This window comes from Kitasatospora griseola (assembly GCF_044999035.1).
GTDB lineage: Bacteria > Actinomycetota > Actinomycetes > Streptomycetales > Streptomycetaceae > Kitasatospora > Kitasatospora griseola.
Genome location: NZ_CP173360.1, coordinates 1,162,951 through 1,185,956 on the forward strand (window position 1 = coordinate 1,162,951; position 23,006 = coordinate 1,185,956).

Annotated in this window: 21 protein-coding genes and 1 tRNA gene; 10 read left to right on the forward strand and 12 right to left on the reverse strand. The window is 73.4% G+C overall.

The features are described from left to right. Positions 1 to 40: 40 nt before the first annotated feature. Entirely contained in the window at positions 41 to 1,198 is a 1,158-nt protein-coding gene (locus ACI1MP_RS05610) for a glycosyltransferase family 2 protein (RefSeq protein WP_404867893.1), read from the forward strand. A gap of 222 nt (positions 1,199 to 1,420) precedes the next feature. Here ACI1MP_RS05610 and helR read toward each other — a convergent pair whose 3' ends face one another. The 3 genes from helR to ACI1MP_RS05625 all read right to left on the reverse strand — a co-directional run bounded on the left by helR (position 1,421) and on the right by ACI1MP_RS05625 (position 5,214). Beyond that, positions 1,421 to 3,586 carry an RNA polymerase recycling motor ATPase HelR gene (gene helR / locus ACI1MP_RS05615; protein WP_404867894.1) on the reverse strand — a complete coding sequence of 722 codons (2,166 nt, stop codon included), beginning with the start codon at positions 3,584 to 3,586 and terminating at the stop codon, positions 1,421 to 1,423. Between the two features lie 197 nt (positions 3,587 to 3,783). After that, positions 3,784 to 4,845 carry a DUF2776 family protein gene (locus tag ACI1MP_RS05620; RefSeq protein WP_404867895.1) on the reverse strand — a complete coding sequence of 354 codons (1,062 nt, stop codon included), beginning with the start codon at positions 4,843 to 4,845 and terminating at the stop codon, positions 3,784 to 3,786. A 111-nt stretch (positions 4,846 to 4,956) separates the two neighbouring features. After that, positions 4,957 to 5,214: a hypothetical protein gene (locus tag ACI1MP_RS05625; protein WP_404867896.1), complete on the reverse strand. Its 258-nt coding sequence runs from the start codon at positions 5,212 to 5,214 to the stop codon at positions 4,957 to 4,959. A 285-nt stretch (positions 5,215 to 5,499) separates the two neighbouring features. Between ACI1MP_RS05625 and ACI1MP_RS05630 the strand changes: the two genes are divergently transcribed. Continuing rightward, positions 5,500 to 6,501, forward strand: a complete 1,002-nt coding sequence (locus ACI1MP_RS05630; RefSeq protein ID WP_380340290.1) for a helix-turn-helix domain-containing protein — start codon at positions 5,500 to 5,502, stop codon at positions 6,499 to 6,501. A gap of 228 nt (positions 6,502 to 6,729) precedes the next feature. On the opposite strand, the gene ACI1MP_RS05635 is transcribed toward ACI1MP_RS05630, so the two are convergent. The 5 genes from ACI1MP_RS05635 to allB all read right to left on the reverse strand — a co-directional run bounded on the left by ACI1MP_RS05635 (position 6,730) and on the right by allB (position 11,274). Beyond that, positions 6,730 to 7,263: a tetratricopeptide repeat protein gene (locus ACI1MP_RS05635; protein WP_404867897.1), complete on the reverse strand. Its 534-nt coding sequence runs from the start codon at positions 7,261 to 7,263 to the stop codon at positions 6,730 to 6,732. Further along, positions 7,206 to 7,550 (reverse strand): hypothetical protein, encoded by a 345-nt coding sequence (locus ACI1MP_RS05640; RefSeq protein ID WP_404867898.1) that lies wholly within the window; start codon positions 7,548 to 7,550, stop codon positions 7,206 to 7,208. The genes ACI1MP_RS05635 and ACI1MP_RS05640 overlap by 58 nt, the downstream gene beginning before the upstream one ends. A gap of 244 nt (positions 7,551 to 7,794) precedes the next feature. Beyond that, on the reverse strand, positions 7,795 to 8,580 hold the full coding sequence (locus ACI1MP_RS05645; protein WP_404867899.1) for an IclR family transcriptional regulator: 786 nt from the start codon (positions 8,578 to 8,580) through the stop codon (positions 7,795 to 7,797). 188 nt (positions 8,581 to 8,768) lie between these two features. After that, entirely contained in the window at positions 8,769 to 9,902 is a 1,134-nt protein-coding gene (gene alc / locus ACI1MP_RS05650; RefSeq protein WP_380340300.1) for an allantoicase, read from the reverse strand. A 22-nt stretch (positions 9,903 to 9,924) separates the two neighbouring features. Continuing rightward, positions 9,925 to 11,274, reverse strand: coding sequence for an allantoinase AllB (gene allB / locus ACI1MP_RS05655; RefSeq protein ID WP_380340302.1), 1,350 nt, complete (start codon positions 11,272 to 11,274; stop codon positions 9,925 to 9,927). Between the two features lie 154 nt (positions 11,275 to 11,428). Between allB and ACI1MP_RS05660 the strand changes: the two genes are divergently transcribed. From ACI1MP_RS05660 to ACI1MP_RS05685, 6 genes are all read left to right on the forward strand, one after another. Further along, positions 11,429 to 11,956 carry a GNAT family N-acetyltransferase gene (locus ACI1MP_RS05660; protein ID WP_380340305.1) on the forward strand — a complete coding sequence of 176 codons (528 nt, stop codon included), beginning with the start codon at positions 11,429 to 11,431 and terminating at the stop codon, positions 11,954 to 11,956. Between the two features lie 332 nt (positions 11,957 to 12,288). Next, positions 12,289 to 12,687, forward strand: a complete 399-nt coding sequence (locus ACI1MP_RS05665; RefSeq protein ID WP_100585053.1) for a helix-turn-helix domain-containing protein — start codon at positions 12,289 to 12,291, stop codon at positions 12,685 to 12,687. Between the two features lie 123 nt (positions 12,688 to 12,810). Continuing rightward, positions 12,811 to 13,329 (forward strand): 2-oxo-4-hydroxy-4-carboxy-5-ureidoimidazoline decarboxylase, encoded by a 519-nt coding sequence (gene uraD, locus ACI1MP_RS05670; protein WP_404867900.1) that lies wholly within the window; start codon positions 12,811 to 12,813, stop codon positions 13,327 to 13,329. A 35-nt stretch (positions 13,330 to 13,364) separates the two neighbouring features. Further along, on the forward strand, positions 13,365 to 13,715 hold the full coding sequence (gene uraH / locus ACI1MP_RS05675) for a hydroxyisourate hydrolase (RefSeq protein WP_380340311.1): 351 nt from the start codon (positions 13,365 to 13,367) through the stop codon (positions 13,713 to 13,715). 35 nt (positions 13,716 to 13,750) lie between these two features. After that, entirely contained in the window at positions 13,751 to 14,662 is a 912-nt protein-coding gene (pucL, locus tag ACI1MP_RS05680; protein ID WP_404867901.1) for a factor-independent urate hydroxylase, read from the forward strand. A 28-nt stretch (positions 14,663 to 14,690) separates the two neighbouring features. Next, positions 14,691 to 16,076 (forward strand): 8-oxoguanine deaminase, encoded by a 1,386-nt coding sequence (locus tag ACI1MP_RS05685; protein ID WP_380340317.1) that lies wholly within the window; start codon positions 14,691 to 14,693, stop codon positions 16,074 to 16,076. Between the two features lie 156 nt (positions 16,077 to 16,232). Here the strand turns inward: ACI1MP_RS05685 and ACI1MP_RS05690 are convergent, their stop codons facing one another. Next, positions 16,233 to 17,447: an MFS transporter gene (locus tag ACI1MP_RS05690; protein ID WP_404867902.1), complete on the reverse strand. Its 1,215-nt coding sequence runs from the start codon at positions 17,445 to 17,447 to the stop codon at positions 16,233 to 16,235. Positions 17,448 to 17,503: 56 nt separating this feature from the next. Between ACI1MP_RS05690 and ACI1MP_RS05695 the strand changes: the two genes are divergently transcribed. After that, the gene (locus tag ACI1MP_RS05695) at positions 17,504 to 18,502 is read left to right on the forward strand and encodes an ArsR/SmtB family transcription factor (RefSeq protein ID WP_404867903.1); all 999 of its coding nucleotides are present in this window, start codon (positions 17,504 to 17,506) and stop codon (positions 18,500 to 18,502) included. Between the two features lie 142 nt (positions 18,503 to 18,644). Beyond that, positions 18,645 to 19,184, forward strand: coding sequence for a hypothetical protein (locus ACI1MP_RS05700; protein ID WP_380340326.1), 540 nt, complete (start codon positions 18,645 to 18,647; stop codon positions 19,182 to 19,184). A gap of 7 nt (positions 19,185 to 19,191) precedes the next feature. Here ACI1MP_RS05700 and ACI1MP_RS05705 read toward each other — a convergent pair whose 3' ends face one another. The 3 genes from ACI1MP_RS05705 to aceB all read right to left on the reverse strand — a co-directional run bounded on the left by ACI1MP_RS05705 (position 19,192) and on the right by aceB (position 22,909). Next, positions 19,192 to 20,790, reverse strand: coding sequence for a TROVE domain-containing protein (locus ACI1MP_RS05705; RefSeq protein ID WP_404867904.1), 1,599 nt, complete (start codon positions 20,788 to 20,790; stop codon positions 19,192 to 19,194). A 365-nt stretch (positions 20,791 to 21,155) separates the two neighbouring features. Continuing rightward, positions 21,156 to 21,217: transfer RNA gene (locus ACI1MP_RS05710), tRNA-Ser, on the reverse strand. A gap of 51 nt (positions 21,218 to 21,268) precedes the next feature. Next, a complete protein-coding gene (aceB, locus tag ACI1MP_RS05715; RefSeq protein ID WP_404867905.1) occupies positions 21,269 to 22,909 on the reverse strand; it encodes a malate synthase A in 1,641 nt (546 codons plus the stop codon). Between the last annotated feature and the right edge of the window lie 97 nt (positions 22,910 to 23,006).

Genomic DNA, 23,006 nt, shown 5'->3' on the forward strand with positions numbered 1-23,006 from the left:
GACGGGGAGTCGAAGTGAGCGCACGCCTGGTCGGGTCACGATGAACATCAGCGTGGTCGTCCCGTCCTACAACGCGGGCCCGCAGGTGCGGCGACTGCTGTCGTGCCTGGCCCTCTGCGAGCTCGACGCCGGCGACTCGTTCGAAGTCGTCGTGGTGGACGACGGCTCCGACGACGGCACCGGGGAACTCCTCGCCGCACTGGCGCCGCCCTACCCCCTGGAGTACCTGTTCCTGCCGCGGACCTCGGCCTCCGGCCGGGCGGCGGCGCGCAACGCCGGGATCCGCGCGGCCTCCGGCGACGTGGTCGTCCTGGTCGACGCCGACCAGGTCGTCGAACCCGGCTTCCTCGCTGCGCACGCCCGGTACCACCGGCTCCGCACCGACCTGGTCGTGGCCGGCCCCCGGGGCGACATGGCCGAGGGGGAGATCGACGACGAGCGCCTGGCCCGGGAGTTCTCGCTCGACGCGATGCCGGAGATCGTCGGCTGGGACGGCCGGGAGTTCCTGCTGGCCGAGTTCTCGGAGAACTTCGACAACCTGGAGACCTGCTGGCACTACGCGTTCACCTGCAACCTGTCGGTGCGCCGCGAGCACCTGCTCGCGATCGGGGGCTTCGACGAGGGCTTCCGGGGCTGGGGCCTGGAGGACTCCGAGCTCGGCTACCGGCTGCGGCGCCGGGGGCTGGCGTTCGCGTTCCAGCCGGAGGCGCTCTCCTACCAGACGCGGCGCGAGGTCACGGCGGAGATGCTCGGCCAGTGGCGCACCAACCTCGACCATTTCGTCGCCAAGCACGCGGCGGTGGCCGATGTGGCGATCCAGCAGGTCATCTGCCGGGCGTTCGACCCGGCGGAGGCGGAACGCCGTCTCGGCTGGCTGGACTGCACGGTCCGGATGGAGTACGCCGCGCGGGCGCTGGCCGGCCGCCTGCCCGAACCGACCTCGTACGCGTTGCTGGAGGTGGACGAGGACAATGCCCGGGACGTCCTCGCCCGGCTGCCCGGGCTGGCCGCCGAACGCGATCTGCTGGTCCTGGACGACACCGAGCGGGCGATGCTGGCCGGGCCGGCGCAGTGCGCCGGGACGACGCGTGAGCTGGTGTACTTCCACCGACCGTCCGCCGACGCCAGGAAGAAGATCCTCGCCCGCTACCCCGTCGGACCCGACGGGCTGACACCCCGACTGACCGTTCCGGAGTGAGTTCGGTCCAGGGGCCCGGAAGTCGAGGGTTGCGGACGGCGGAGTGCTGCACGTGCCGGACGATCCTGCGCCTGACCATCCGTGGGAGCGGGTGGCTCCACTGCCGCCGCCACGCCCACCGCCACGGCACCGCCACCCCGGGCGGTGGCCTGCGCCTTCGCGGATCGATCAGGTGGCTGAAGTCCCTGACTCCAGCCACCTGATCCGAACTTTGAACAGTTCCTAGTGGCGCAGGACGGCGAGCTGCCCGGTGGCGCGGGTCATCGCGACGTACCGGTCGACCGCGCCCTCGATGCCCTCGCCGAAGGACTCCGGGTCGATCAGCACGACCAGGTCGAACTCCAGGCCCTTGACCAGTTCGGGGGTGAGCGAGCGGACCCGGGGCAGGCCGGGGTAGTCCGGGTCGCCGATGACGCAGGCGGTGCCCTCGGGATGTTCGGCCAGCCAGGCGTCCAGCAGGGCGTCGCGGTCGGCGGGGGCGCCGTGCAGGACGGGCAGGCCGCTGCGGCGGATCGAGGTGGGGACGTTGGCGTCGGGGAGGGCGGCCCGGATGACGGGCTCGGCCTCGGCCATGACCTCCTCGGGCGTGCGGTAGTTGACGCTCAGTGAGGTGAGGGTGATCCGCTCCAGGCCGGCCCGCTCCAGGCGTTCGGTCCAGGACTCGGTGAAGCCGTGCCGGGCCTGGGCGCGGTCGCCGACGATGGTGAAGGACCGCGACGGGCAGCGGGCGATCAGCATCTGCCATTCGGCGTCGGTGAGTTCCTGCGCCTCGTCGACCACGATGTGCGCGAACGGGCCGGCCAGCAGGTCGGGGTCGAGCGGCTCGGGCTCGGAGTGGTCGATCAGCGCGTCCCGCAGGTCCGCGCCGCGCAGCATGGCGACCGCGCCCTCGCCGTCGTCGTCCGCGGTCAGCAGGTGGTCGACGACGCCGTCCATCAGCTCGCGTTCGGCGGCGAGGCGGGCGCGGTGGGCGCGCTGGCGGCGGTCCGCGTCGGTGTCGCCGAGCCGGCGGCGGGCCGCGTCGAGCAGCGGCAGGTCGGAGAGCGTCCAGGCCGCCGGGTCGGTGCGCTGCAGGGTCCGGATCTCCTCGCGGCTCAGCCAGGGCGCGCACAGCCGCAGGTACGCGGGGACGGTCCACAGGTCGCCGACCAGGTCGGTGGGCTCCAGGATCGGCCAGGCGCGGCGCAGCGCGCCGAGCAGTTCGGGGTCGCGGCGCAGCTCGCGGCGGAGCACCTCGGGCGAGATGCCGTCCTCCTCGTCGTCGAAGGAGTCGGCGTTCTTGTCGAGCAGGATGGTGATGAGTTCGTCGAGGATCAGTTCGCGGGCCTCGTTGTGCGGGGTGCCGGGGCCGGGGGCGGCGAACGCCTCCGACCAGTCCTCCGGGTCGATCCACAGCTGGTACCACTCGGTGGAGAGCTTGCGGCCCTCCGCGGGCGGCTCCTCGTACACCGCGACGGCCCGTTCGATCGCGCCGACCATTCCGGCGACCGCCTTCAGCCGGGCCACCTCGGCGTCCTCCTCCTCGGCGACGCTCGCGCCCTCGGGGAGCAGGTCGCGCAGCGTGCAGGTCTGCACGCCCTCCTCGCCGAGGCTGGGCAGCACGTCGGCGACGTAGGCCAGGTACGGCTGGTGGGGGCCGACGAACAGCACCCGGCCCTTGCGGTGGCCCAGGCGCGGGTCGGAGTACAGCAGGTGGGCGGTGCGGTGCAGGGCGACCACGGTCTTGCCGGTGCCGGGGCCGCCGTCAACGACCAGGGCGCCGCGCGAGCCGGCCCGGATGATGGCGTCCTGGTCGGCCTGGATGGTGGCGAGGACGTCGCGCATCCGCTCGGAGCGGGCGGAGCCGAGGCTGGCGATGAACGCGGACTGGTCGTCGAGCGCGGCGTGGCCGTCGAGCGCGTCCGCGGTGAACACCTCGTCCCAGTAGTCGCCGACCTTTCCGCGCTGCCAGCGGTAGCGACGACGGCTGGTGAGGCCCATCGGGTTGGCGTGGGTGGCGGCGAAGAACGGTTCGGCGGCGGGCGAGCGCCAGTCGATCAGCAGTCGGCGGCCGTCGCCGTCGGCGAGGCCGAGCCGGCCGATGTACACGGGTTCGGACTGGTCGGCGTGGACGATCCGGCCGAGGCACAGGTCGCTGCCGAAGCGGCGCAACGTCCGCAGCCGGGACGAGAGTTGGTGGACCTCGTTGTCACGGTCCATGGCGGCGCGACCGGCCCCGCCGGGGCTGCGGCGGACCTGGTCGAGGCGGGCGGTCAGCTCGGCGATGTCCTGTTCGAGGGTCGCGGCGACGGTGGCGAAGTGCCGCTCGTCGTCGGCGATCAGGGCCGGGTCCGCCTTGGCGGCGAGCCGCTCGGGCAGCTCGAAGGCACTGGTCGTCTGCTGGGTCATGTCCTGCTTCTCCGATCCCCTGCCGGGCACTTCGCGCGCTCTGCCCGGTTTGATGCTCTTTGCGCTGCTTTCCCGATTCAGTCAGCGATTGTGCGCCATCGGGGGGGCCTTGCCGCAAGGCCCCCTGTCGGATATAAGTTGGATAGCGGCAGGAGAGCATCGACTCCCTGCCTTTTCTGTTTCTCCCCGGCGGTTCCTCAGTCCCGGCCGCCGGTGCCGCTCTCCAGGATGGAGGCGAGGGAGAACAGCGCGAAGCAGACGCCGCCGAGGCCGACCAGGACCCGGGCCGCGACGATCACGTCCGGGTCGGCCGACTCGAACAGGAACGCCGACATGAACAGGCAGACCAGGGCGGTGCCGATCGGGATCAGCGGGATGCGGTCGGCCGACGGAGCGTCGCGGCGCCAGACGAGGGCGAGTAGCAGCAGCTTGCCGAGGACGGTCCAGGCGATCAGCCCCAGCCCGATCTGAACGTAGCCGGTGGCCAGTTGGGTGGGCCTCGGGTCCAGGGCGACGACGACCAGGCCCCCGGTGATGTCCATGGCCCCGAGCGTGCCCGCCACGACGGGCCACCAGATCCGGTCCCGCCGGCTGTAGGTGTTCTGGATCTGCCGCAGCAGGCTGACCACCAGCCCGACCAGGCAGGTGCAGACGATCGCCAGGTCGACCACCACGTGCCCGGCCGTGAAGCGCCCGGCCTCGTCCCCGCCGCCCCCGTTGGCCAGCAGGACGGTCGCCCATGCCGCGGCGACGACGGTTGCCAGGACCGGGACCGCCACCAGGGTCCGGGCCGCGAAAGGACGGAACGGCGCGGGCGAGCGCGGCGGGGAACCCTCGGGAAGGGCGGCGTTCTCGCTGATCAGCGCGAACCGGGTGGAGACGGCGGCCACCGACGAGACGCACACGCAGACCAGGCCGATGCCGAGGACCGCGCTCCCGGCCACGAAGTCCGGCGGCGGCCGGCGGCTCTCGGTGAGCAGGCAGACCCCGTAGCCGATGGCGACCCCGGCGACCGCGAAGCCGAACGCCGGGTAGCCGAACCGGTCCAGTGCGGTGAAGCGGCCGATCAGCTGCCGGACGATCGTCGCCGCGGTGGCGAACAGGCAGAGGCAGACGGCCGCCAGGAAGACCAGCACCAGGCCCGCGACCCGGGCGCTCGGCCCGGTGGAGTGCGCGAGGACGTAGCCGCCCAGCGCGGCCGACACCGCGCCCATGAGCAGGGGAATCGCCCGGAACAGCACACTGATTCCGTGGTTCACCGTTCTCCTCGTTCGGTCTCGCCCGGTCTCGCCCGGTCTCGTTCGGCGCGCGGCCGGTCCTGGCGGCGGGTACCGGGCAACTCGGCGATGCCGCGGACGAGTTCGCTGTCGCTACGGTCGACGCCGGTGCTGACGAGTGCGCCGAGGCGGTCGGCCGAGCGCACCGAAGGCGGTCTCGGCCTCCTCGCCCGGCACCCGCTCGTACGCCGTGCCGACCCGGAAGCCGGCCGCCCACGGCGCGGCGGGGGTGAACGCCCCGGTGCGCAGCTGCGGTGGCAGATCGACCTGGACGCCGCCGCGCAGCGAGGCCGTCAGGCGGCCCGGCGGTTCACGGTCCAGGGCTCGGCGCAGGCCACGGGCCGACACCATGCGTCACGTTTTCTCCTGAACACTCCAGGACTTCCGTTGTCGGTGAACTACGTCGGTGAAATACGGTGGCCCGAACCCGAACTGACTGGTATGCCCTGTTTAGTCCGGCCCGGAGGCGCGGCCGCTCCGGCCGCGCGCGTGTTCACCGATTTCGCCCGGTCGGCCCAGGCGCGGCCGTCGCATCCACCCCGTGGTGACACCCGCCCTACGAGGCCCTGGTGGCGGCCTGCGATGCTGTCGGCGGACACGGCGAGTCGCCGAAGGGCAACGGAAGGTGGGCACAGCATGGCCACGGCGGCGGAGAACGACGACCCGCTCGGGGAACTCCGACCACACGAGCGGTTCGAGGTCTGGCGCGACCTGATCGGACTGACCAGGGACTGCGACGCCACCAGCGCCGACATCGACCGCTTCGACGCCGAACTGCGCCGCTCCGCACTCGGACCGGTGACCTTCCTCGGAACCTCCTTCCCGTCCGCCCGGTTCCGCCGCACCGACGCCCGGGTCCGGCGCTCCGACCCCGGGGTGTTCCACCTGACGTTCGTTCAGCACGGCGCGCTCGCGCTGACCCGCGACGGCGAGCCGACCCAGCTGTTCCGCCCCGGCGAGGTGACCATGCTGGACAGCTCCCGTCCGTACGAGCTGCGGGCGCTCGGCGAACGCACCGCGACGGGCGGCGAGCCGCGTGTCGAGGGCGTCGGCATCGACTTCCCGACGGCGCTGCTGCCGATCCCCCCGCACCGGCTGCGCGGACTGCTCGGCCGGGGCTTCCGGGCCACCGAGGGGTCCGCGGCGATCCTCGCGGACTTCCTGCTCAGCGTGGACCGCCAGGCCCCCGTCCTCGGCCCCGCCCTCACCGACCGGCTCGGCCCGATCGCGGTGGACCTGGTCGCCGCCTGGCTGGCCGACGAGTTGGCGGACGACGCCGAACTCCCCGAGACCGCCCGGCAGCGCGCCACCGTCGAACAGGTCCGCGCCTTCGTCCGCCGCCACCTGCACGACCCCGAGCTGTCCCCCGCCACCGTCGCCGCCGCCCACCACATCTCGGTCGGCTACCTGCACCGCCTGTTCGCCCAGCACACCGACGGCGACACCGTCGCGGCCTGGATCCGCCGCCTGCGCTTGGAGAAGGCCCACCGCGACCTCGCCGACCCCGCCCTGCGCCACGTCCCGATCGGCACCATCGCCGCCCGCTGCGGCATCCCCCGCCCCGACGACTTCAGCCGCGCCTTCCGCACCGCGTACGGCCTCGCCCCGCGCGACCACCGCCGCCACTCCTGCCCCTGACAGTTGACGCCTCGCCAACCGGCCGGACACCCAGTGCCAAACCGCACCCCACCCGTCCGCCCTAGCGTGGAGTCCAGGGGGGAAGCCCGTTCCGGGGGACGGGCTCGACCTTCGACGTCACTCCGGACCGTCGGCCCGCCCGCCGGTCCGGAGAACGAGGGGGGAACGTCGAAACCGACGGGGGCTGTCGCACCGGATCGCCGGATCCACGCGACGGCCCCCGTTCTGCTACCCCGCGAGCACCTCCCGGGCTGCGACCGCCCCGTGGTGCTCCTCCCCGAAGTGCGCCCGCCAATCCGCCACCGTACCGGCCAATGTGCTGTCGCCCCTCCCCTGCCGCAACTTCGCGATCCCGAGCACGGTACGCAGCTCCAGCACCCGGTGGGACGCGGCGTCCGCACACCGGGTCAGGGCCTCCCGGGCCTGCTGCTCGGCCTCGGCGGGCTGCTCCAGGGCGAGGAGGACGTTGGCGGCGGGCAGCCCGAGCGCCGAGAGGTCCTGCTCGGTCAGGGCGGACATCTCGATGCCGATCGACTCGACGGTCTCGACAACCTGTTGGGCGGCGGCCGGCTCGCCCTGGCCGAGCAACGCCCGGGACAGGTGGAGGCTCAGCTGGAACCCGAACCGGTCCGCACCGCCCGTCTCCGCCATCGCCTCCCGCAGCAGGCCCTCGGCCTCGGCGTGGCGGCCCCTGAGCAGCAGGCTCACCGCCAGGTTGTGGCCCGCCCACAGCCGGATCGGGGTGGCGACGGGCTCGGCCACCGCGGCGGTGGCCGCCCGCACGTGCAGCGCGAGCGCCTCGGCCTCGGCGGCGCCATGTGGCGGGCCACCTCGGCGAGGTCGACGAGCACTTCGACGGCCTCCCGGTGGCGTCCCGCCTCACCCGGCATCAGCGCCTGCGCCTGCGCCTGACCTGCCGACAGCCGCAGGCCGGTCGCCCCGGCCACCGCCACGGCCCGGCCGATCTCGTCCATCGCCTCGTCGCACCGCCGGTCCGCCCACAGGGCGTCGACCAGTTCGAGGCGCAGCACCACCTCGGCCACGCCCACCACGCCCGGCGTGTCCAGCGCCGCCCGGCCGGCCCGCCCCGGTGTACAGCTCGACGGACTCCCGCGCCAGCTGCTCGGCCGACGCGAACCTGCCCGCCTCGTGCTCCTGTTGAGCGGCCGTCAGCAGCTCTCCGGCCCGACTGGGCTTGCGGTTCGCGTGAACAGGGGCATCGCGTCGTCCCCTCCGTTCGATCGGCGTCGGCGACCGTAATGCCGGGGTACGACGCCCCCACCCGTCAGCCGGTCACACCGCCATCGCGAGCATCAGCGGCGTGGCCCGCGCGGTGAGCAACTCGGCAGCCTCGCGCAGCCGGTGGGCCTGCTCGGCGGGCAGCGAGGTGGCCAGGCAGCCCACCGTGTTCCCGGCGACTATCGGGACAGCTGCGCAGACCGCGTCCATCGAGTACTCCTGGAAGTCCAGCACGGGGACGGTCGCGGGCTGCCGGTCGAGCCGGTGCAGCAGGCGGTCGGTCTCGGTGATGGTCCTCGCGGTGAGCCGGGCCACCGGGTGCCGGGCGAAGTGGTCCAGCCTCGCGGCGTGGTCGAGTTGGGCGAGCAGGCACTTGCCGATCGCGGACGCGTGCGCGGTGGCCCGGAAGTCCACCCACTCGTGCACGGCCGGCGCGTCCTCGCCGTCGCAGACCGCCTCCACCAGCAACTCGCCGTCCTGGTACCGGCTGAAGTACACGGCGGCGCCCAGCTCGTCCCGCAGATCCTCCAGCCGATGGTGCAACCGGGCCCGCACCAGCGGCTCCCGGTGCTGCGCCCCGAGCAGCGTGAACGCCCCGCCGAGCGTCCACACCCCGTCCAGGTGCATCAGGTACCCCTCGGTCTCCAACTCCTCCGCGAACTGCCGGACGGCCGACTCCGGCATGCTCAGCGCCCGCGACAACTCCGCCGTCGTGCACCCGTCGGCGTACCGGTCCACGACCTCCAGCAATCGCAGCGCCCGCCGCAACACCCCGAACGGGCCCGCACCCCCACCACCCGGCCCCAGCAGATCACTCCGACCCCGGCTCACCGTCGTCATCTCCCGGACCCCCTCCCTCGCATCCCACCGTCAGCCCAGCGTATCCAGCCGATCACCGCCCCATCATCAGCTCACCGGATATTCCCCCACCAGAGCGCCACCCCCTTGACAGGCATATGCCCCGAAGAGTCCGTGCGCGGGAGCTCTCGCAGGGGCTCGGCGAACGGCGAGGCCGGGTCTGCCGGCGATCAACAGGGCGCGTCGCGTCCCGCCGTCTCCGGTCCCCTGTTCCGGCCCGCGCCCGAAAGCCCCCCGATCGCCTCCGCTCTCGTCTCCCCCTCCGGCAATGCCCGCACCCACCGCCCCACCAACCCGTCCCACCCCGCCTCCGTCAGGCGCCCCGTCAGCCGGACCCGCGCCAACCCCCCGTCCGGATACACGTTCACGCGCACATGCGTCACGGGCGCACCCCCCGGGAGCCGGTACCGATGCCGGGTGTCCGGCTGCAACCGCGTCCGCGGCAACAGCACCACCTCGCCCTCCCCGCCCAGACCCACAAGCTCCACCCACCCCGGCGCGTTCGCGACGAAGCACGAGGTGTCCACCTCCACCGCCAGCACCTCGCCCTCCCCGGCCAGCGCGATCCGCACCCAGTCGTGGGACTTGTCGCGTCGCCGCCGGGTCTCCCACCCTTCCCCCATGACCCGCGCCCGCCCGGGCGCGTTCAGGTGGTGCGGGGAGGAGTAGTACCGGTCGGACGCGTCCTCGGCGACGCCGCCGTACTCCTGCGCGGCGAGGTCGAAGGTCAGCCCGGCCAGCTCTCGCGGGTCGGGCAGCACCACGCCGTGCACCCGCAGCCGGGCGACGCCGCCGTCCGGCCAGATGTTCAGCCGGACGTGCGTGTACCGCACGGGGTCCGACACCGCGAAGAGGTGCGCACTGTCGCCGCGCAGCGCCGTCCGCGGAACGATCTCGGTCCAGGAGGCCGCGGCGACCTCCGCCGGCGAGGGGTGTCCGGGGACCGACGCGGCCTGGACGGACGCCGTCTCGGGGTGGTTGCCGGTGAAGTGCGCGGTGTCGACCACCACGCCGCGCACCACGCCCGCCGCGCCGAGCCGGACGATCACCCAGTCGTGGTCCTCGTCGGTGGGGTGGGGGTGTTCGGCGCTGACGCCGCGTCGGCGGCGGGATTCCCAGCCGTCCATGATCTGGCCCTTGTGCCCGAAGGTGTGCGGGCGGAACTCGGCGGGCGCGGCGACCAGCAGGTTCTCGGCGTCGGCGAAGGTGTCCTCGTTGGTGGCGACCACGCCCGCGCCGAGCGCCCGCGAGGCCAGGTCGACCAGCTCGGTGAACGGCACGTCCGGATCCGATCCAATACTCAACCGACCCTCCTCCTGACGGACTTCAACGACGGACGAGCTGTCGACCGTGCGGCGCGCCGTCGAGGTCGACGACCCGTCCGCGCAGCCAGGTGCGGCGGACCAGCCCGGTGAGGGTGCGGCCCGCGTACGGGGTGACGGGGTTCTTGTGGCGGAGCTGTTCGGGCCGGACGGTGAACTCGCCGTCGGGGTCGAACGCCACCAGGTCGGCGTCGCAGCCGGGCGCGATGGCGCCCTTCACACCCGACAGACCGATCAGCCCGGCCGGCCCGGCCGCCATCCAGCGCACCACGTCCGCCCGCGAGTGCCCCCGCCGTCGCGCCTCGGTCCACACGGCGGGCAGCCCCACCTGCAACGACGCTATCCCGCCCCACGCGGCAGCGAAGTCGCCGCTCCCACCCAGGCGTTGACTCAGCTTCAGCTCGCTCGTCGACGGCGAGTGGTCGGAGACCACGGCGGCGAACTCGCCCGCCGCCAGCGCCTGCCAGAGCAGCTCCCGGTTGGCCGCGTCCCGGATCGGCGGGCAGCACTTGAACGCGGTGTCCCCGTCGGGGACTTGTTCGGCGGCCAGGGTCAGGTAGTGCGGGCAGGTCTCGGCGGTGACCCGCACGCCGTCCGCCCGGGCCTGCCGCAGCAGCGGCAGGACGGCGGCGCTCGAAACGTGCAGCAGGTGCACGCGGGCGCCGGTGCGCCGGGCGCAGTCCAGCAGCCCGGCCACCGCGACGCTCTCCGCGGCGTCCGGACGGGACGCCAGGAAGTCCCGGTAGCGTGCGCCGCCGATGTTCGGGGCGGCGTCCAGCACGGCCGGGTCCTCGGCGTGGACGATCGCCAGCGCGCCGAGCCTGGCCTGTTCGGTCAGCGCGGCCACCAGCTCGGCGGGACCGGTCAGGTGGGGGAATTCGTCCACCCCGGACGGGGCCAGGAACGACTTGAAGCCGAACACTCCTGCCCGGTGCAGCAGTTCCAGCTCGCCGAGGTTCCCGGGCACCGCCCCGCCCCAGAAGCCGACGTCCACCCAGAGCCGGCCCTCGGCGGCCTTCCGCTTGGCCGACAGGCCGGCCGAACTCGTGGTGGGTGGAACGGAGTTGAGTGGCATGTCGACGATCGTGGTGACTCCGCCGGCGGCCGCCGCCCTGGTCGCGGAGGCGAATCCCTCCCACTCGGTGCGGCCGGGTTCGTTGACGTGCACGTGGGTGTCGACCAGCCCGGGCATCAGCACGAGTGCGCCTAGGTCGGTCACCCCTCGGCCGCCCACCGCCCCGTGGGCCGCCACCTGTTCGATCCGTCCGCCCCGGACCACCACGTCGGCCGCCCGTTCGCCGTCCGGCAGCACCACCCGCCGACTGCGGATCACCACACCATCGCCGAGCGGCACCAGGAGCCTCCGAACGCCGGGAGAGTCCTGGGAGCGTAGGCCCGCCCCGATCGACCGTCAATGCGACCGGCATGCTGCTGTCTCTCACCACCCACAGCGAACTCGCTCGCATCCGGGCCGGGTTCACCCGCTTCGCCGCCAGGAGGACCACCACGTGACCGTCGAACTCCGCCACCTCACCGCCCTCACCGCACAGGCCCGCCAGGACCTGCTGGACGTCTACGCGGACGTCCGGGCCCCGCTGCTTCAACTGGCCAACTACCGCGTCGAAGCATTCGTCGAACGCCTCGACCGGCACCTCGCCGACCCCGGTTTCGGACTCGTCCTCGGCTACCGCGGCGGATTCCCGGTCGGGTACGCCTACGGCAACACCGTCGACGCCGACGACCGGTACTGGGCGCGGATGGCCGAGCCGCTCCCCGACGGCTTCACCGACGCCCCGGTGCTCGCCCTCAAGGAGATCGGCGTCCGCGCCGCCTGGCGCGGCACCGGCACCGCCCGCCGCATCCACGACGAACTCCTCGCCCACCGCACCGAGAGCCGCGTCACGCTCATGGTCAACCCGCTCGCCGGGGACGGCAAGGTCCAGACCCTTTACGGGACTTGGGGCTACCGGGCGTTCAACAGCCAGCGGGCCGAGCCCGACTCGCCGCGGCTCACCGTCATGGTGCGCCCGCGCTGACGCCGAACCCGGCAGGTCGGCAGTGATCACCGAATCCGACCGATCGCTCCATTTGGTCATTACATCCGACAATCATTTCGACGGACGATCGCTAAGGTGAGCGTGTGCGAGTGATGGTGGAGTTCACGACCGAGCCGTTCGAGCTGGACGGCTTCCCCGAGCACGCCAGAACCGCCCGCCGCGCGGTCGAGGACGCCGGACTGGCCGTCGCCGTGGGGCCGTTCGGCACCAGCGCCGAGGGCGACGCCGAGCAGGCGCTGACCGCCACGGCCCGGCTGCTGCGGGAGACCCTGGCGGTCGGCGCCAGCCGGATCTCGCTCCAGGTCAGCGTGCTGGCCGACGGCCCGGCGCCGGCCGGCCCCGCACCGCTCGACGAGCACCCGTTCACGGCGGCCCTGCGGCCGCTGCTGGAGGCGATCGGCGCCACCGCCGTCGATCCGGCCGAGGCGCGGGCCGAGGACGTCGTCCTGGAGTGGGACGGCGCACCGGCCGTCGCGGTGCGGCTGCCGCACCTGGGCAGCGCGCTGGACCGGCTGCTGGCCGAGACGGCCCGCCAGTTCGACGGCCGCCCGCTGGCCGAGCTGAACCGCACGGAGAAGCAGCGGGTGGTCGCCCTGCTGGAGGAACGCGGGGCGTTCACCGTCCGCCATGGGGTGGAGACGGTCGCGTCGGCGCTCGGGGTCAGCCGGTTCACCGTGTACAACTACCTGAACCGGCAGGAGAAGTCCTGACCGGCAGGCGCCACGCACGGCCGCCGCCGCACGCCCTCGCCACAAACAGTTCAACAAAGCGTTGACGGCCCGTCGGGCCCGCTCTAGCTTGTCCGGGTGGCACCAACCCCAGGAGGTCCCTCCGTGACCGAGCCACCCCCGGAGCCGCCCGCCGCCCCTCTCCCGCTCACCGCGCTGTCCTCCGCCGAGCCCGCCCACCTGCTGGCGATCCTGCTGGAGGTCTGCGCCAGCCCCGCCTGGGCCGCCGCCGTCGCGGCCTCCCGCCCCTGGCCCGACCGCGCCGCGCTGCTGGCCGCCAACGCGACGGCCACGGCCCGGCTGTCGCCGGCCGAGCTGACCGAGGCGCTGGCCGGCCACGCCCGGATCGGCACGCCGAACGCCGGCGACGCGGCGTCCGAACGCGAGCAGGCCGGCCTCCGGGGCGTCGAGCCGTCCGTGCTGGACGAGTTGGCCGCGGCCAACGCCGCCTACGAGGCGAAGTTCGGCCACCTGTTCCTGATCTGCGCCACCGGCCGCACCGCGGCCGACCTGCTCGCCGCCCTGCGCGAGCGGCTGCCGCACGACGCCGCCACCGAGGCGGAGACCGTCCGCGAGGAACTGCGCCGGATCAACGAGCTCCGCCTGCTCGCCCTCTCCCTCTGACGCACCGTCATGTCACCCGCACGCAAGGACGGTTCATGGCCGGCATCTCCACCCACGTGCTCGACACCAGCCTCGGCCGCCCGGCCGAGGGCGTCCCGGTCGAGCTGGCCGTGCACGCCGAGGGCGGCTGGCAGGTGCTCGGCGCCTCCGCCACGGACGCCGACGGCCGGGTCACGGACCTGCCGGACGTGGCGGGCGGCTCGGTCGCCCGACTGCTGTTCGACACCGCGAAGTACCACGCGGCGCAGGCGGCCGACCCGGGGTCGGGGCAGCCGCCGTTCTTCCCGGAGGTCTCGATCGTCTTCACCGTCGCGCCCGCCCAGCGGCACTACCACGTCCCGCTGTTGCTGAACCCGTTCGGCTACTCGGTCTACCGCGGCAGCTGACCCCCTGGACGCCGCCCACCCTTAGGAGACACGTCATGGCCCACGTGCTCGGGCAGAACCAGTACGGCAAGGCGGAGAACCGCATCGTCCGGGTCCGCCGCGACTCCGGACGCCACGAGATCAAGGACCTGAACGTCTCGGTCTCGCTGCGCGGCGAGTTCGACGACGTCCACCTGACCGGCTCGAACGCCAACTGCCTGCCCACCGACTCCACCAAGAACACCGTGTACGCGTTCGCCAAGCAGTACGGCATCGAGTCCGCCGAGGGGTTCGCCGCCCTGCTGGCCCGGCACTTCGTGGAGCACACCGAGCGCGGCGTGGTGCACAGCGCCCGGATCCGGGTCGAGGAGTACCGCTGGGAGCGGATCCGCACCGCGGACCGGGCCGCGGAAGCCGGCGACAGCGGGCACTCCTTCGTCCGCAGCGGGCAGGAGGTGCGCACCACCGAGGTGCTGTACGACGGCGACCGGTTCCGGGTGGTCTCGGGGCTCAAGGACCTGGTGGTGATGAACACCACCGACTCGGAGTTCTGGGGCTACCTCAAGGACCGGTACACCACCCTCCGGGAGGCCTACGACCGGATCCTGGCCACCCAGGTGACGGCTCGTTGGGCGTTCGGCTTCCACGGCCGCGACGGCCAGCCGCAGCCGGAGTGGAACCACTCGTACCAGGAGGTCCGGCGGCACCTGCTGGAGGCGTTCGCCGACACCTACTCGTACTCGCTGCAGCAGACCCTGCACGCGATGGGCACCCGGGTGCTGAACCACCGGGCCGAGGTGGACGAGGTCCGCCTGGAACTGCCGAACAAGCACCACTTCCTGGTCGACCTGGCGCCGTTCGGGCTCAAGAACGAGAACGAGGTGTACTTCGCCGCCGACCGGATGTACGGCCTGATCGAGGGCACCGTGCACCGGGAGGGCGTCACCCCGGTCATCCCCGTCTCCTGACGACCCGTCGCCTCCCCCAGGAGTTCCCATGGCAGTGCAGCCCCCGGCCGCCGCTCGACGGATCGTGATCGAGAACGCGGCGATCGCCACCGTCGACGCCGCCGGCACCGAGTACGCGCGCGGGCACGTGGTCGTCCTCGGCAACACCGTCGAGTCGGTCGGCGACGGGCCCGCGCCGCCCCGTCTGGCCGACGTGGCACGGCGGATCGACGGCGAGGGGCACCTGCTCACGCCGGGGCTGGTCAACACCCACCACCACTTCTACCAGTGGCTGACCCGCGGACTGGCGCAGAACCGCATCCTGTTCGACTGGCTGGTGGAGCTGTACCCGTCCTGGGCGCGGATCGACGCCGAGCTGGTGCACGCGGCGACCCTGGGCTCGGCGGCGGCGCTGCTCACCTCGGGCTGCACCACCGCCGCCGACCATCACTACGTCTTCCCGCGCGACGCGGGCGACCTGCTCGGCGCGTCCATCGAGGCCGTCCGGCAGCTGGGCCTGCGGTTCACCGCGCTGCGCGGGTCGATGGACCGCGGCCGGAAGGACGGCGGCCTGCCGCCGGACCACGCGGTGGAGGACACCGACGAGATCCTCGCCGCCTCCGAGGCCGCGGTCGACCGGTGGCACGACGGCTCCTTCGGCTCGATGCTGCAGGTCGCCCTGGCTCCGTGCTCGCCGTTCTCGGTCTCCACCGAACTGATGTCCCGCTCGGCCGAGCTGGCCCGCCGCAAGGGGGTTCGGCTGCACACCCACGGCTCGGAGACCGCCGAGGAGGCGGCCTTCTGCCACCAGCTGTTCGGCATGGGCCCCACCGACTACTTCGAGTCCACGGGCTGGCTCGGCGAGGACGTCTGGATGGCGCACTGCGTGCACATGACCGACTCCGACCTCGCCAAGTTCGCCGAGACCGGCACCGGCGTCGCCCACTGCCCGTCCTCCAACGCCCGCCTGGCCGCCGGCATCGCCCGCGTCCCCGACATGCTCGGCGCCGGCGTCCCGGTCGGCCTCGGCGTGGACGGCACCGCCTCCAACGAGTCCGGCCAACTCGGCACCGAACTGCGCAACGCCCTCCTGATCAGCCGCCTGCGCGGCGGCCCCGACACCCTCACCGCCCGCCAGGCCCTGCGCCTCGCCACCATGGGCGGCGCGAGGGTCCTCGGCCGTCAGCACGAGATCGGCTCCGTCGAACCCGGCAAGCTCGCCGACCTCGCCCTCTGGAAGGTCGACGGCCTCCTCCACTCCACCATCGCCGACCCCGTCGCCGCCCTCGTCCTCGGCGCCCTCCCCCCACTCACCCTCCTCCTCGTCGACGGCCGCCCCGTCGTCGAACGGGGCCACCTCACCACCGCCGACGAGCCCACCATCGCCCGCACCTGCGCAACGGCCGCCCGCACCCTGGCCGCCCGCCACGACTGACGGCCCGTCGGCCGGGGACGGCGGGCGCACCGCGCCGCGGGGGGAGAAACGTGCGGTGGACCGGGAAGTACGTCGTCCTGCACACCGACGGCGAGCCCACCCACTTCGGTGTGTTCGGCTTCTCCGGCGACTGACGGCGACCCGCCCGGCGGTCCGTCAACGGCGGGCGGCGACCGCGGGCATCGCCAGGCCGGCCGTCGCCAGCAGGGCGCCCAGGACCGCCCAGCCGGCGACGCCGTGGGCGAGCACGGTGGCGGTGACGATCAGCGGGCCGATCACGTGCGAGCCGGCCTGGCCGCTCATGAAGACGCCCTGGTACTCGCCGTGCGCGGCGGGGTCGGCGAGGTCGAGGCTGAGCGTCCAGCCGCCCGCCGAGGTGAGCAGTTCGGCGAGCGAGTGCAGCAGCACGCCGGCCAGCACCAGGGTCACGGCGAGCACGGTGCCGCGTCCGCCCGCCGCCGCGTACACCAGGCAGGCCGCGCCGAGCAGGACGCCGCCGCGGGCGCAGGCCCTGGCCGCCGAGCGCACGTCGACCACTCCGCGGCTGGCGCGGACCTGGAACAGCACCACGGCAAGGCTGTTGACGATGGCGACCACCGCGACCAGGGCGCGCGGCGCGGTGGTGTGGACGGCGATCCACAGCGGGATGCCGATCTCCAGCATCGCGAACTGGAGTTCCAGCACCGCGTGCAGGAAGGCGACAAGCAGGTAGCGGCGGTCGGCGAGCGCGGTGCGCGGCCGCGATCGACCGGCGGCCGGAGCGGCGGGAACCGTCGCGTCGGGGAGGCCGCGCAGCAGCAGCGAGGTGGCGGCGAAGCTCGCGGCGTCCAGGGCCAGCACGGTGGCGTACGACCAGTGGGTGTCGGCCTGGAGGGCGAGCATCGCGCCCGCGCCGCCGAGCATCAGTCCGGCGTTCATCACCGAGCGCAGCAGGGCCCGCGAGCGCACCTGGTCGGCGGCGGGCAGCAGGTGCGCGATCAGCGCGCTGCGCACCACGACGGCGCCGCGTTCCAGCACGGTGGCGACGACGATCGCGGCGACGAACGGCGCGAAGCCGTGCACGAAGACGTAGCCGAGCACGGCCGCGCCCTGCAACGGCCCGAGGACGTACAGCAGTCGGCGGTGCCCGACCCGGTCGGCGAGCCGCCCGAACGGAACGCCGGACAGCATCCCGGCGACTCCGGCCGCAGCCAGTCCGAGGGCCAACTGTCCGGCGCTCAGCCCGACTTGGCGGGTGAAGTAGAGTGCGCTGACGGAGTAGTAGAGCCCGTTGCCGACGGTGTTGACGCCGGTCATCACGGCGAGCCGGCGCAGCACGGGCTCGGCGGGCAGCAGGGAGCGGCGCCCGGCGGGCGCGGCGGTGGCGGTCATGGCCGTCAGCACACCAGGGTTCCCAACTCGCCGGAATCCTTTTACCGTTGGGGTCAATGTTCGAGTTCGCCCTCGGCGTGGACGACCTCGCCACCACCTGGTTCACCTACTCCCCCGTGCAGGAGGCGGTGTTCAGCCTGCGGGCGCGCCGCTACCTGCACAAGTACCCGTTCCAGCAGCGGTGGATGGAGTCCTGGGAGTCGGCGTACCGGGCGCTGGACGTCCCGCTGCTGGAGTCCCTGGTGACGCCCCGGGCCTGGGCGCCGGACTTCCTGACGCCCAGGCCGATGGTCCAACGTCCCTCCTTCGAGAGTGAGTTGGAGACGATCGCGGGCACGCCGCCGGAGACGGTGGTGAAGGATTTCGCGGCCGCCTACCGGGGCGACGGGGCGCCCGTCCCGGAGCCGGTGGCCTCGCTGCTGGCCGATCCGGCGGAGCTGTTGGCGCGCTGCGTGGCGCAGCTGCGCGGGTACTGGGAGCGCTGCCTGCTGCCGCAGTGGTGGCCGCGGGCGCGGACCGTGCTGGAGGCCGATCTGGGGTACCGGGGGCGGATGTTCGCGGAGCGCGGCGCGGAGGGCCTGTTCGCGGAGTTGGACTCCCGGCTGTCCTGGCGGGCGGGGGTGCTGCGGCTGGACGACCCGGATCCGCGGGTGCAGGCGCTGGGCGGCCGGTACACGCCGGTGGCGGGCCGCGGCCTGGTGCTGATGCCGACGCTGTGCGCGTTGGGCGCGCACACCGTCATCGACGCGGACGAGCCGCCGGTGATCACCTACCCGGCCCGCGGCAACGCCCTGATGGGCGAGAGTTCCCCGCCCCGGGTCCCGGACGCGCTGGCCGAGTTGATCGGCCTGCCGCGGGCCCGCCTGCTGGTCCTGCTGGACCAGCCGGCCTCCACCACCGCGCTCGCCCACCGGCTCGCCGTCACCCCGGGCGCGGTCAGCCGCCACCTCTCCGCCCTGGCCACCGCGGGCCTCCTCACCCGTACCCGCGCCGGCCGCTCCGTCCTGTACGCCCGCTCCCCGCTCGGCGACGCGCTGGTGGCCGGCGGGGCATAGGCCGGTGTCCGGATCATTCCTCGGCCCGACCGGAGCCGCCGGCCTTCCACCTGGCGGAGGAGGCGATCTCCTTCGCACGGGCGAGTACCTGACACTGCCTCAGGCCGATCCCCGGCGCCGGTCGGGTCGGGAGGATCGGGGCATGCGATTCGAGCTGCTTCACCCGACTCCGAGGCTGGGCGGCACCGCACGGCCGGTCCCGCCCTGGGCCGTCCGCGCCGCCCGGTTGATACCGCTGGCCGTCCTGCCGTCGTGCCTCTGGCGACTGCCCTTCGCGTTCGAGTTCGAGATGGGCCAGGTCTACGAGGTCCACAAGACCTGGCACTGGTGGGTGATCCTCTACGTCTTCGGGCTCAGTGTCCTGTCCGAGGGGATCGCCTACCTCTCCTTCGGTCTGGTGGCCGGTTGGGGCGAAGTCGCGCCTGCCTGGCTGCCGTTGATCGGTGGCCGACGCATTCCGCCGTTCGCGGCGATCGTCCCGGCAACCCTGGGCGGGTTGGCCCTGGTCGCGCTGTGGGACCCGCTGCCGCTGGCCTTCCTCGACCTCGGAGTCCCGCTCGTCGAGTACTCCAACGGCTGGTGGAAGGCCCTCGCGGCGGCGGCCACCCTCCCGCTGACCCTGTGGGGCCCGCTGGTCCTGGCCCTGACCTGGGCCTACCACCGGCGCCGCCGGGAGGAGTGAGCCGCCGTCACTCCTCCCACGGCCAGGCCGCGTCCTGCCCGGCCTCCAGCAGCGGGACGAGCCGGAACGCGGCGTCGGTCAGGCCGCCGAAGGTGTGCCGGTAGGCCGTGCCGGACGCGGCGTGGCCGGGGCGGTAGCCGGCCAGGTTCCAGGTGTAGACGGGGATCCGGGCGGGGACGGACTCCAGCGGGTGGCTCGCCCGACCGCCGTACGCCTGCTCGTCGGTGACGATCACCACCCGGTCGTGGTCGCGGTAGTGCCGGCGGACCGCCCCGGCGGTGTCGGTGCCGCCGAGGTTGCCGAACCGGTCCAGCACCCGGAGCACCGCGTCGCCGCGCTCCAGCGGGACGGCCCGGCTGGTGGAGCCGAACTCGACCAGGTCCGCCCCGGCGGCCCGCAGGGCCAGCGCGGTGCCGAAGATCGCGGCGGTGTCGGCCCGGTTGAGCTGGGTCTGCGCACTCGGCCGGTCGAACATCGAGCCGGACCGGTCCACCAGGATCAGCGAACGGCCGGGCAGCGCGGGGACGTTGGCCAGCGAGTGCTTCATCGCCCGCTCCAGCGCGTGGCCCCAGCGCAGCGACGGCGCGTGCCGGTACGCGGCCAGGTAGCGGAACGGGAACTGCCGGGAGCGGGTGACCTCGCCCCGGTCGGAGATCCGCCGGGCGACCTCTTCGGCGGCCTCGTCGGACACCCCGGCCTGGTCGAAGTTGCGCAGGTTGCGCACCAGCGCCATCGCGCCCATGGACGGGATGACGGCCTCCCAGACGGCGGCGTCCAGCGGGCCCTGGAGCCAGCCGGCCAGTGCCTCCCAGGTCATCCCGGCCTCGGCCAGGCGCTGCGCGCCGTCGGGGCCGGTGACCAGTGCGCGGCGTTCCTCCACGGGGACGGCCAGCAGCGCGCGATGGGCGGTCAGCAGGGCGTCGCCCGCCGGCGGAACGGCGGTGTCGGGGCGGTGCCGCCGGTCCAGCGCGTAGCGGAACAGCTCGCTCTGCCACGGCTTGTGGGGATCCGGCGTCGGGTGGGTGAGCTCCAGTACGTCGCCGAACCGGTAGCCCTTGGTGCCGGTGTCGTACCTGAGCAGCGCCCGGCCGTTGTACAGCCGGGCGACGGCATCGGCGACGCCGCGCTTGACGGGCTTGGGCAGCGCCCGCCCGTACCGGGACGTCCAGTAGGCGAGCAGTTCGCCGGGCTCGTCGGGGCGCTGCAGGACGGCGTCGATCACCTGCCGGGAGTGGCCGGGGAGCTTCGCGTCCAGCCGGGCGCGGGTGAACTCGGCGGCGCCGACCAGCGAGGCGGTGCGCATCGCGGCGCCGTGGCGCAGCCAGCGCAGCAGGCCGAGCGTCCACTCGGGATCGCTGACGGCGAGCGAGCGCACCAGGGCGGTGTAGCGGTCGTCGCGGGCGCCGCCGCGCTCGTAGAAGGTGTCCTGGCCGACCAGGTTGGCCATCGCCAGCAGGAAGAGTTCGGACTTCTCGTCGCGCAGGTGCCCCGGCCCGCCCTGGTGGTTCGCGGTGAGCTGCCCGGTCGTGGTGACGGGCGAGCCGGGCCCGGCCTCGGTCACGGCGGGGGCGGTCTTCTTCGAACGGCGGAAGTTGAAGCGGGACATGGTCGACTCCTCCTGCGGGCAGGCAGGCCGAACCGGGGCGTCCGAGAATTGCCGACCGCACGGGCCGGCCTCGGCGGAGGTAGAAGTCTGGTGCTCTCCCTTGAGCTATCGGCCGTGCTGACGCACGGTCGACCGGGACTCGAACCCGGAACCGCCAGATCCGGAAGTAACCCCCGACCTGCGCACCGGACGCCCCGGCGCGGTTGCCCTCCCGAGATCAAAGGTGGCGCCGGTGGGATTCTTTGGAGGAAGTAACCGGCGCCTGCGCACCGGGAGGTGGCAGTTTTCTGAAGTTGGACGTCCGGAGAACAGAAGCGGCGGAGGCGACATTGGCTGCTCTACCGACTGAGCTACGCCGGCTGGAAAGCCGGCGGCGGGACTCGAACCCGCGACCTGCCCATTCAGAGTGGAAGTAACCCCTGCCTGCGCACCTGGACGAGGACGACCCTAGTCGCCCGCCGCCACCGGCCGCACCGGATTATTCGTCGCCGCTCGGGTCGAGCAGCGCGAGGGCCGGCAGCGTCAGGAACTCCGGGAACTCCTCGCCGAGCGCCACCTGTTCGAACAGCGCGGCGGCCTCGTCCCACCGTCGCCCGGCGCCCGCCTCCTCCCGCAGCGCGGCGAGTTCCTCCGCCAGCAGCCGTCGCACCTGCTCGGCCGTCACCTGCTCGCCGGTGTCGGCCAGCACCACCTCGTTGTGGATCCACTGCCAGATCTGCGAGCGGGAGATCTCGGCGGTGGCGGCGTCCTCCATCAGGTGGAAGATGGCGACGGCGCCGATCCCGCGCAGCCACGCCTCGATGTACCGGACGCCGACCCGGACGGCGTTGCGCAGCCCCGCGGACGTGCAACTGCCTTCCGCGCCGGCCACGTTCAGCAGCTGCTCCGCCGTCACTTCCTCCGCCGCGCCGGGGTTCTCCTGCTGGTGCGGCCGCTCGCCCAGCACCGCGTCGAAGCATTCGCGCGCCACCGGCACCAGGTCGGGGTGGGCGACCCAGGAGCCGTCGAAGCCGCCGTCGGCCTCCCGCTCCTTGTCGGCCCGGACCTTCGCCAGCGCCGCCGCGTTGACCTCCGGGTCGGTGCGGGACGGGATGAACGCGGCCATCCCGCCGATCGCGTGCGCACCGCGCCGGTGGCAGGTCCGCACCAGCAGCCGGGTGTAGGCGGCCATGAACGGGGACGCCATGGTGACGCCGTTGCGGTCCGGCAGCACGAAGTGCGCGCCCGCGTCCCGGAAGTTCTTCACGATCGAGAACAGGTAGTCCCACCGTCCGGCATTCAACCCGGCGACGTGCTCGCGCAGTTCGTACAGGATCTCGTCCATCTCGAAGGCCGCGGTGATGGTCTCGATCAGCACGGTGGCGCGGATCGTGCCGTGCGGGATGCCGAGTGCGGCCTGCGCGTGGGTGAAGACCTCGTTCCAGAGCCGGGCCTCCAGGTGGCTCTCGGTCTTCGGGAGGTAGAAGTACGGGCCGGAGTTGGGGTCCTGTGCGCCGCGCGCCAGCAGCCGGGCCGCGTTGTGGAAGAAGTACAGGCCGAAGTCGACGAACGCGCCGGCCACCGGCTCGCCGTCCACCGTCAGATGCCGCTCGTCCAGGTGCCAGCCGCGCGGGCGCACCACGACGGTGGCCAGCTCGCCGGCGGGCTTCAGCGCGTACGCCTTGCCGCGGGCGTCGGTGAAGTCGATCCGGCGCTCGAACGCGTCGATCAGGTTGAGCTGCCCGGTGACCACGTTCGCCCAGGTGGGGGCGGTGGCGTCCTCGAAGTCGGCCAGCCACACCCGGGCGCCGGAGTTCAGCGCGTTGACCGTCGTCCTGCGGTCGATGGGGCCGGTGATCTCCACCCGACGGTCCGTCAGCGCGGGCGGCGCGGGCGCGACCCGCCACTCCCCCGCCCGGACGGCCGCCGTCTCCGGCCGGAAGTCGAGCGTGCCGGTGCGGGCGATCTCGGTGCGGCGCGCCGCCCGGGCGGCCAGCAACTCCCGCCGGCGGCCGTCGAACGCGCGGTGCAGGCCCGCGACGAACGCCAGCGCCTGCGGGGTGAGCACCTCGCCGGCGCGCTCCACCGGCGGGCCCGCCACCACCGCGCCCGGAACAGTCGCACCCTGATCTGCAGCCATCGGCGGCACTCCCCTCGGGCCGTTCCGCTGTTCCGTTCTGTACAGTGAGATTAGTTTCCGCGATGCAGAATTTCAACGCTCCGTTGAGAGGTCGCGC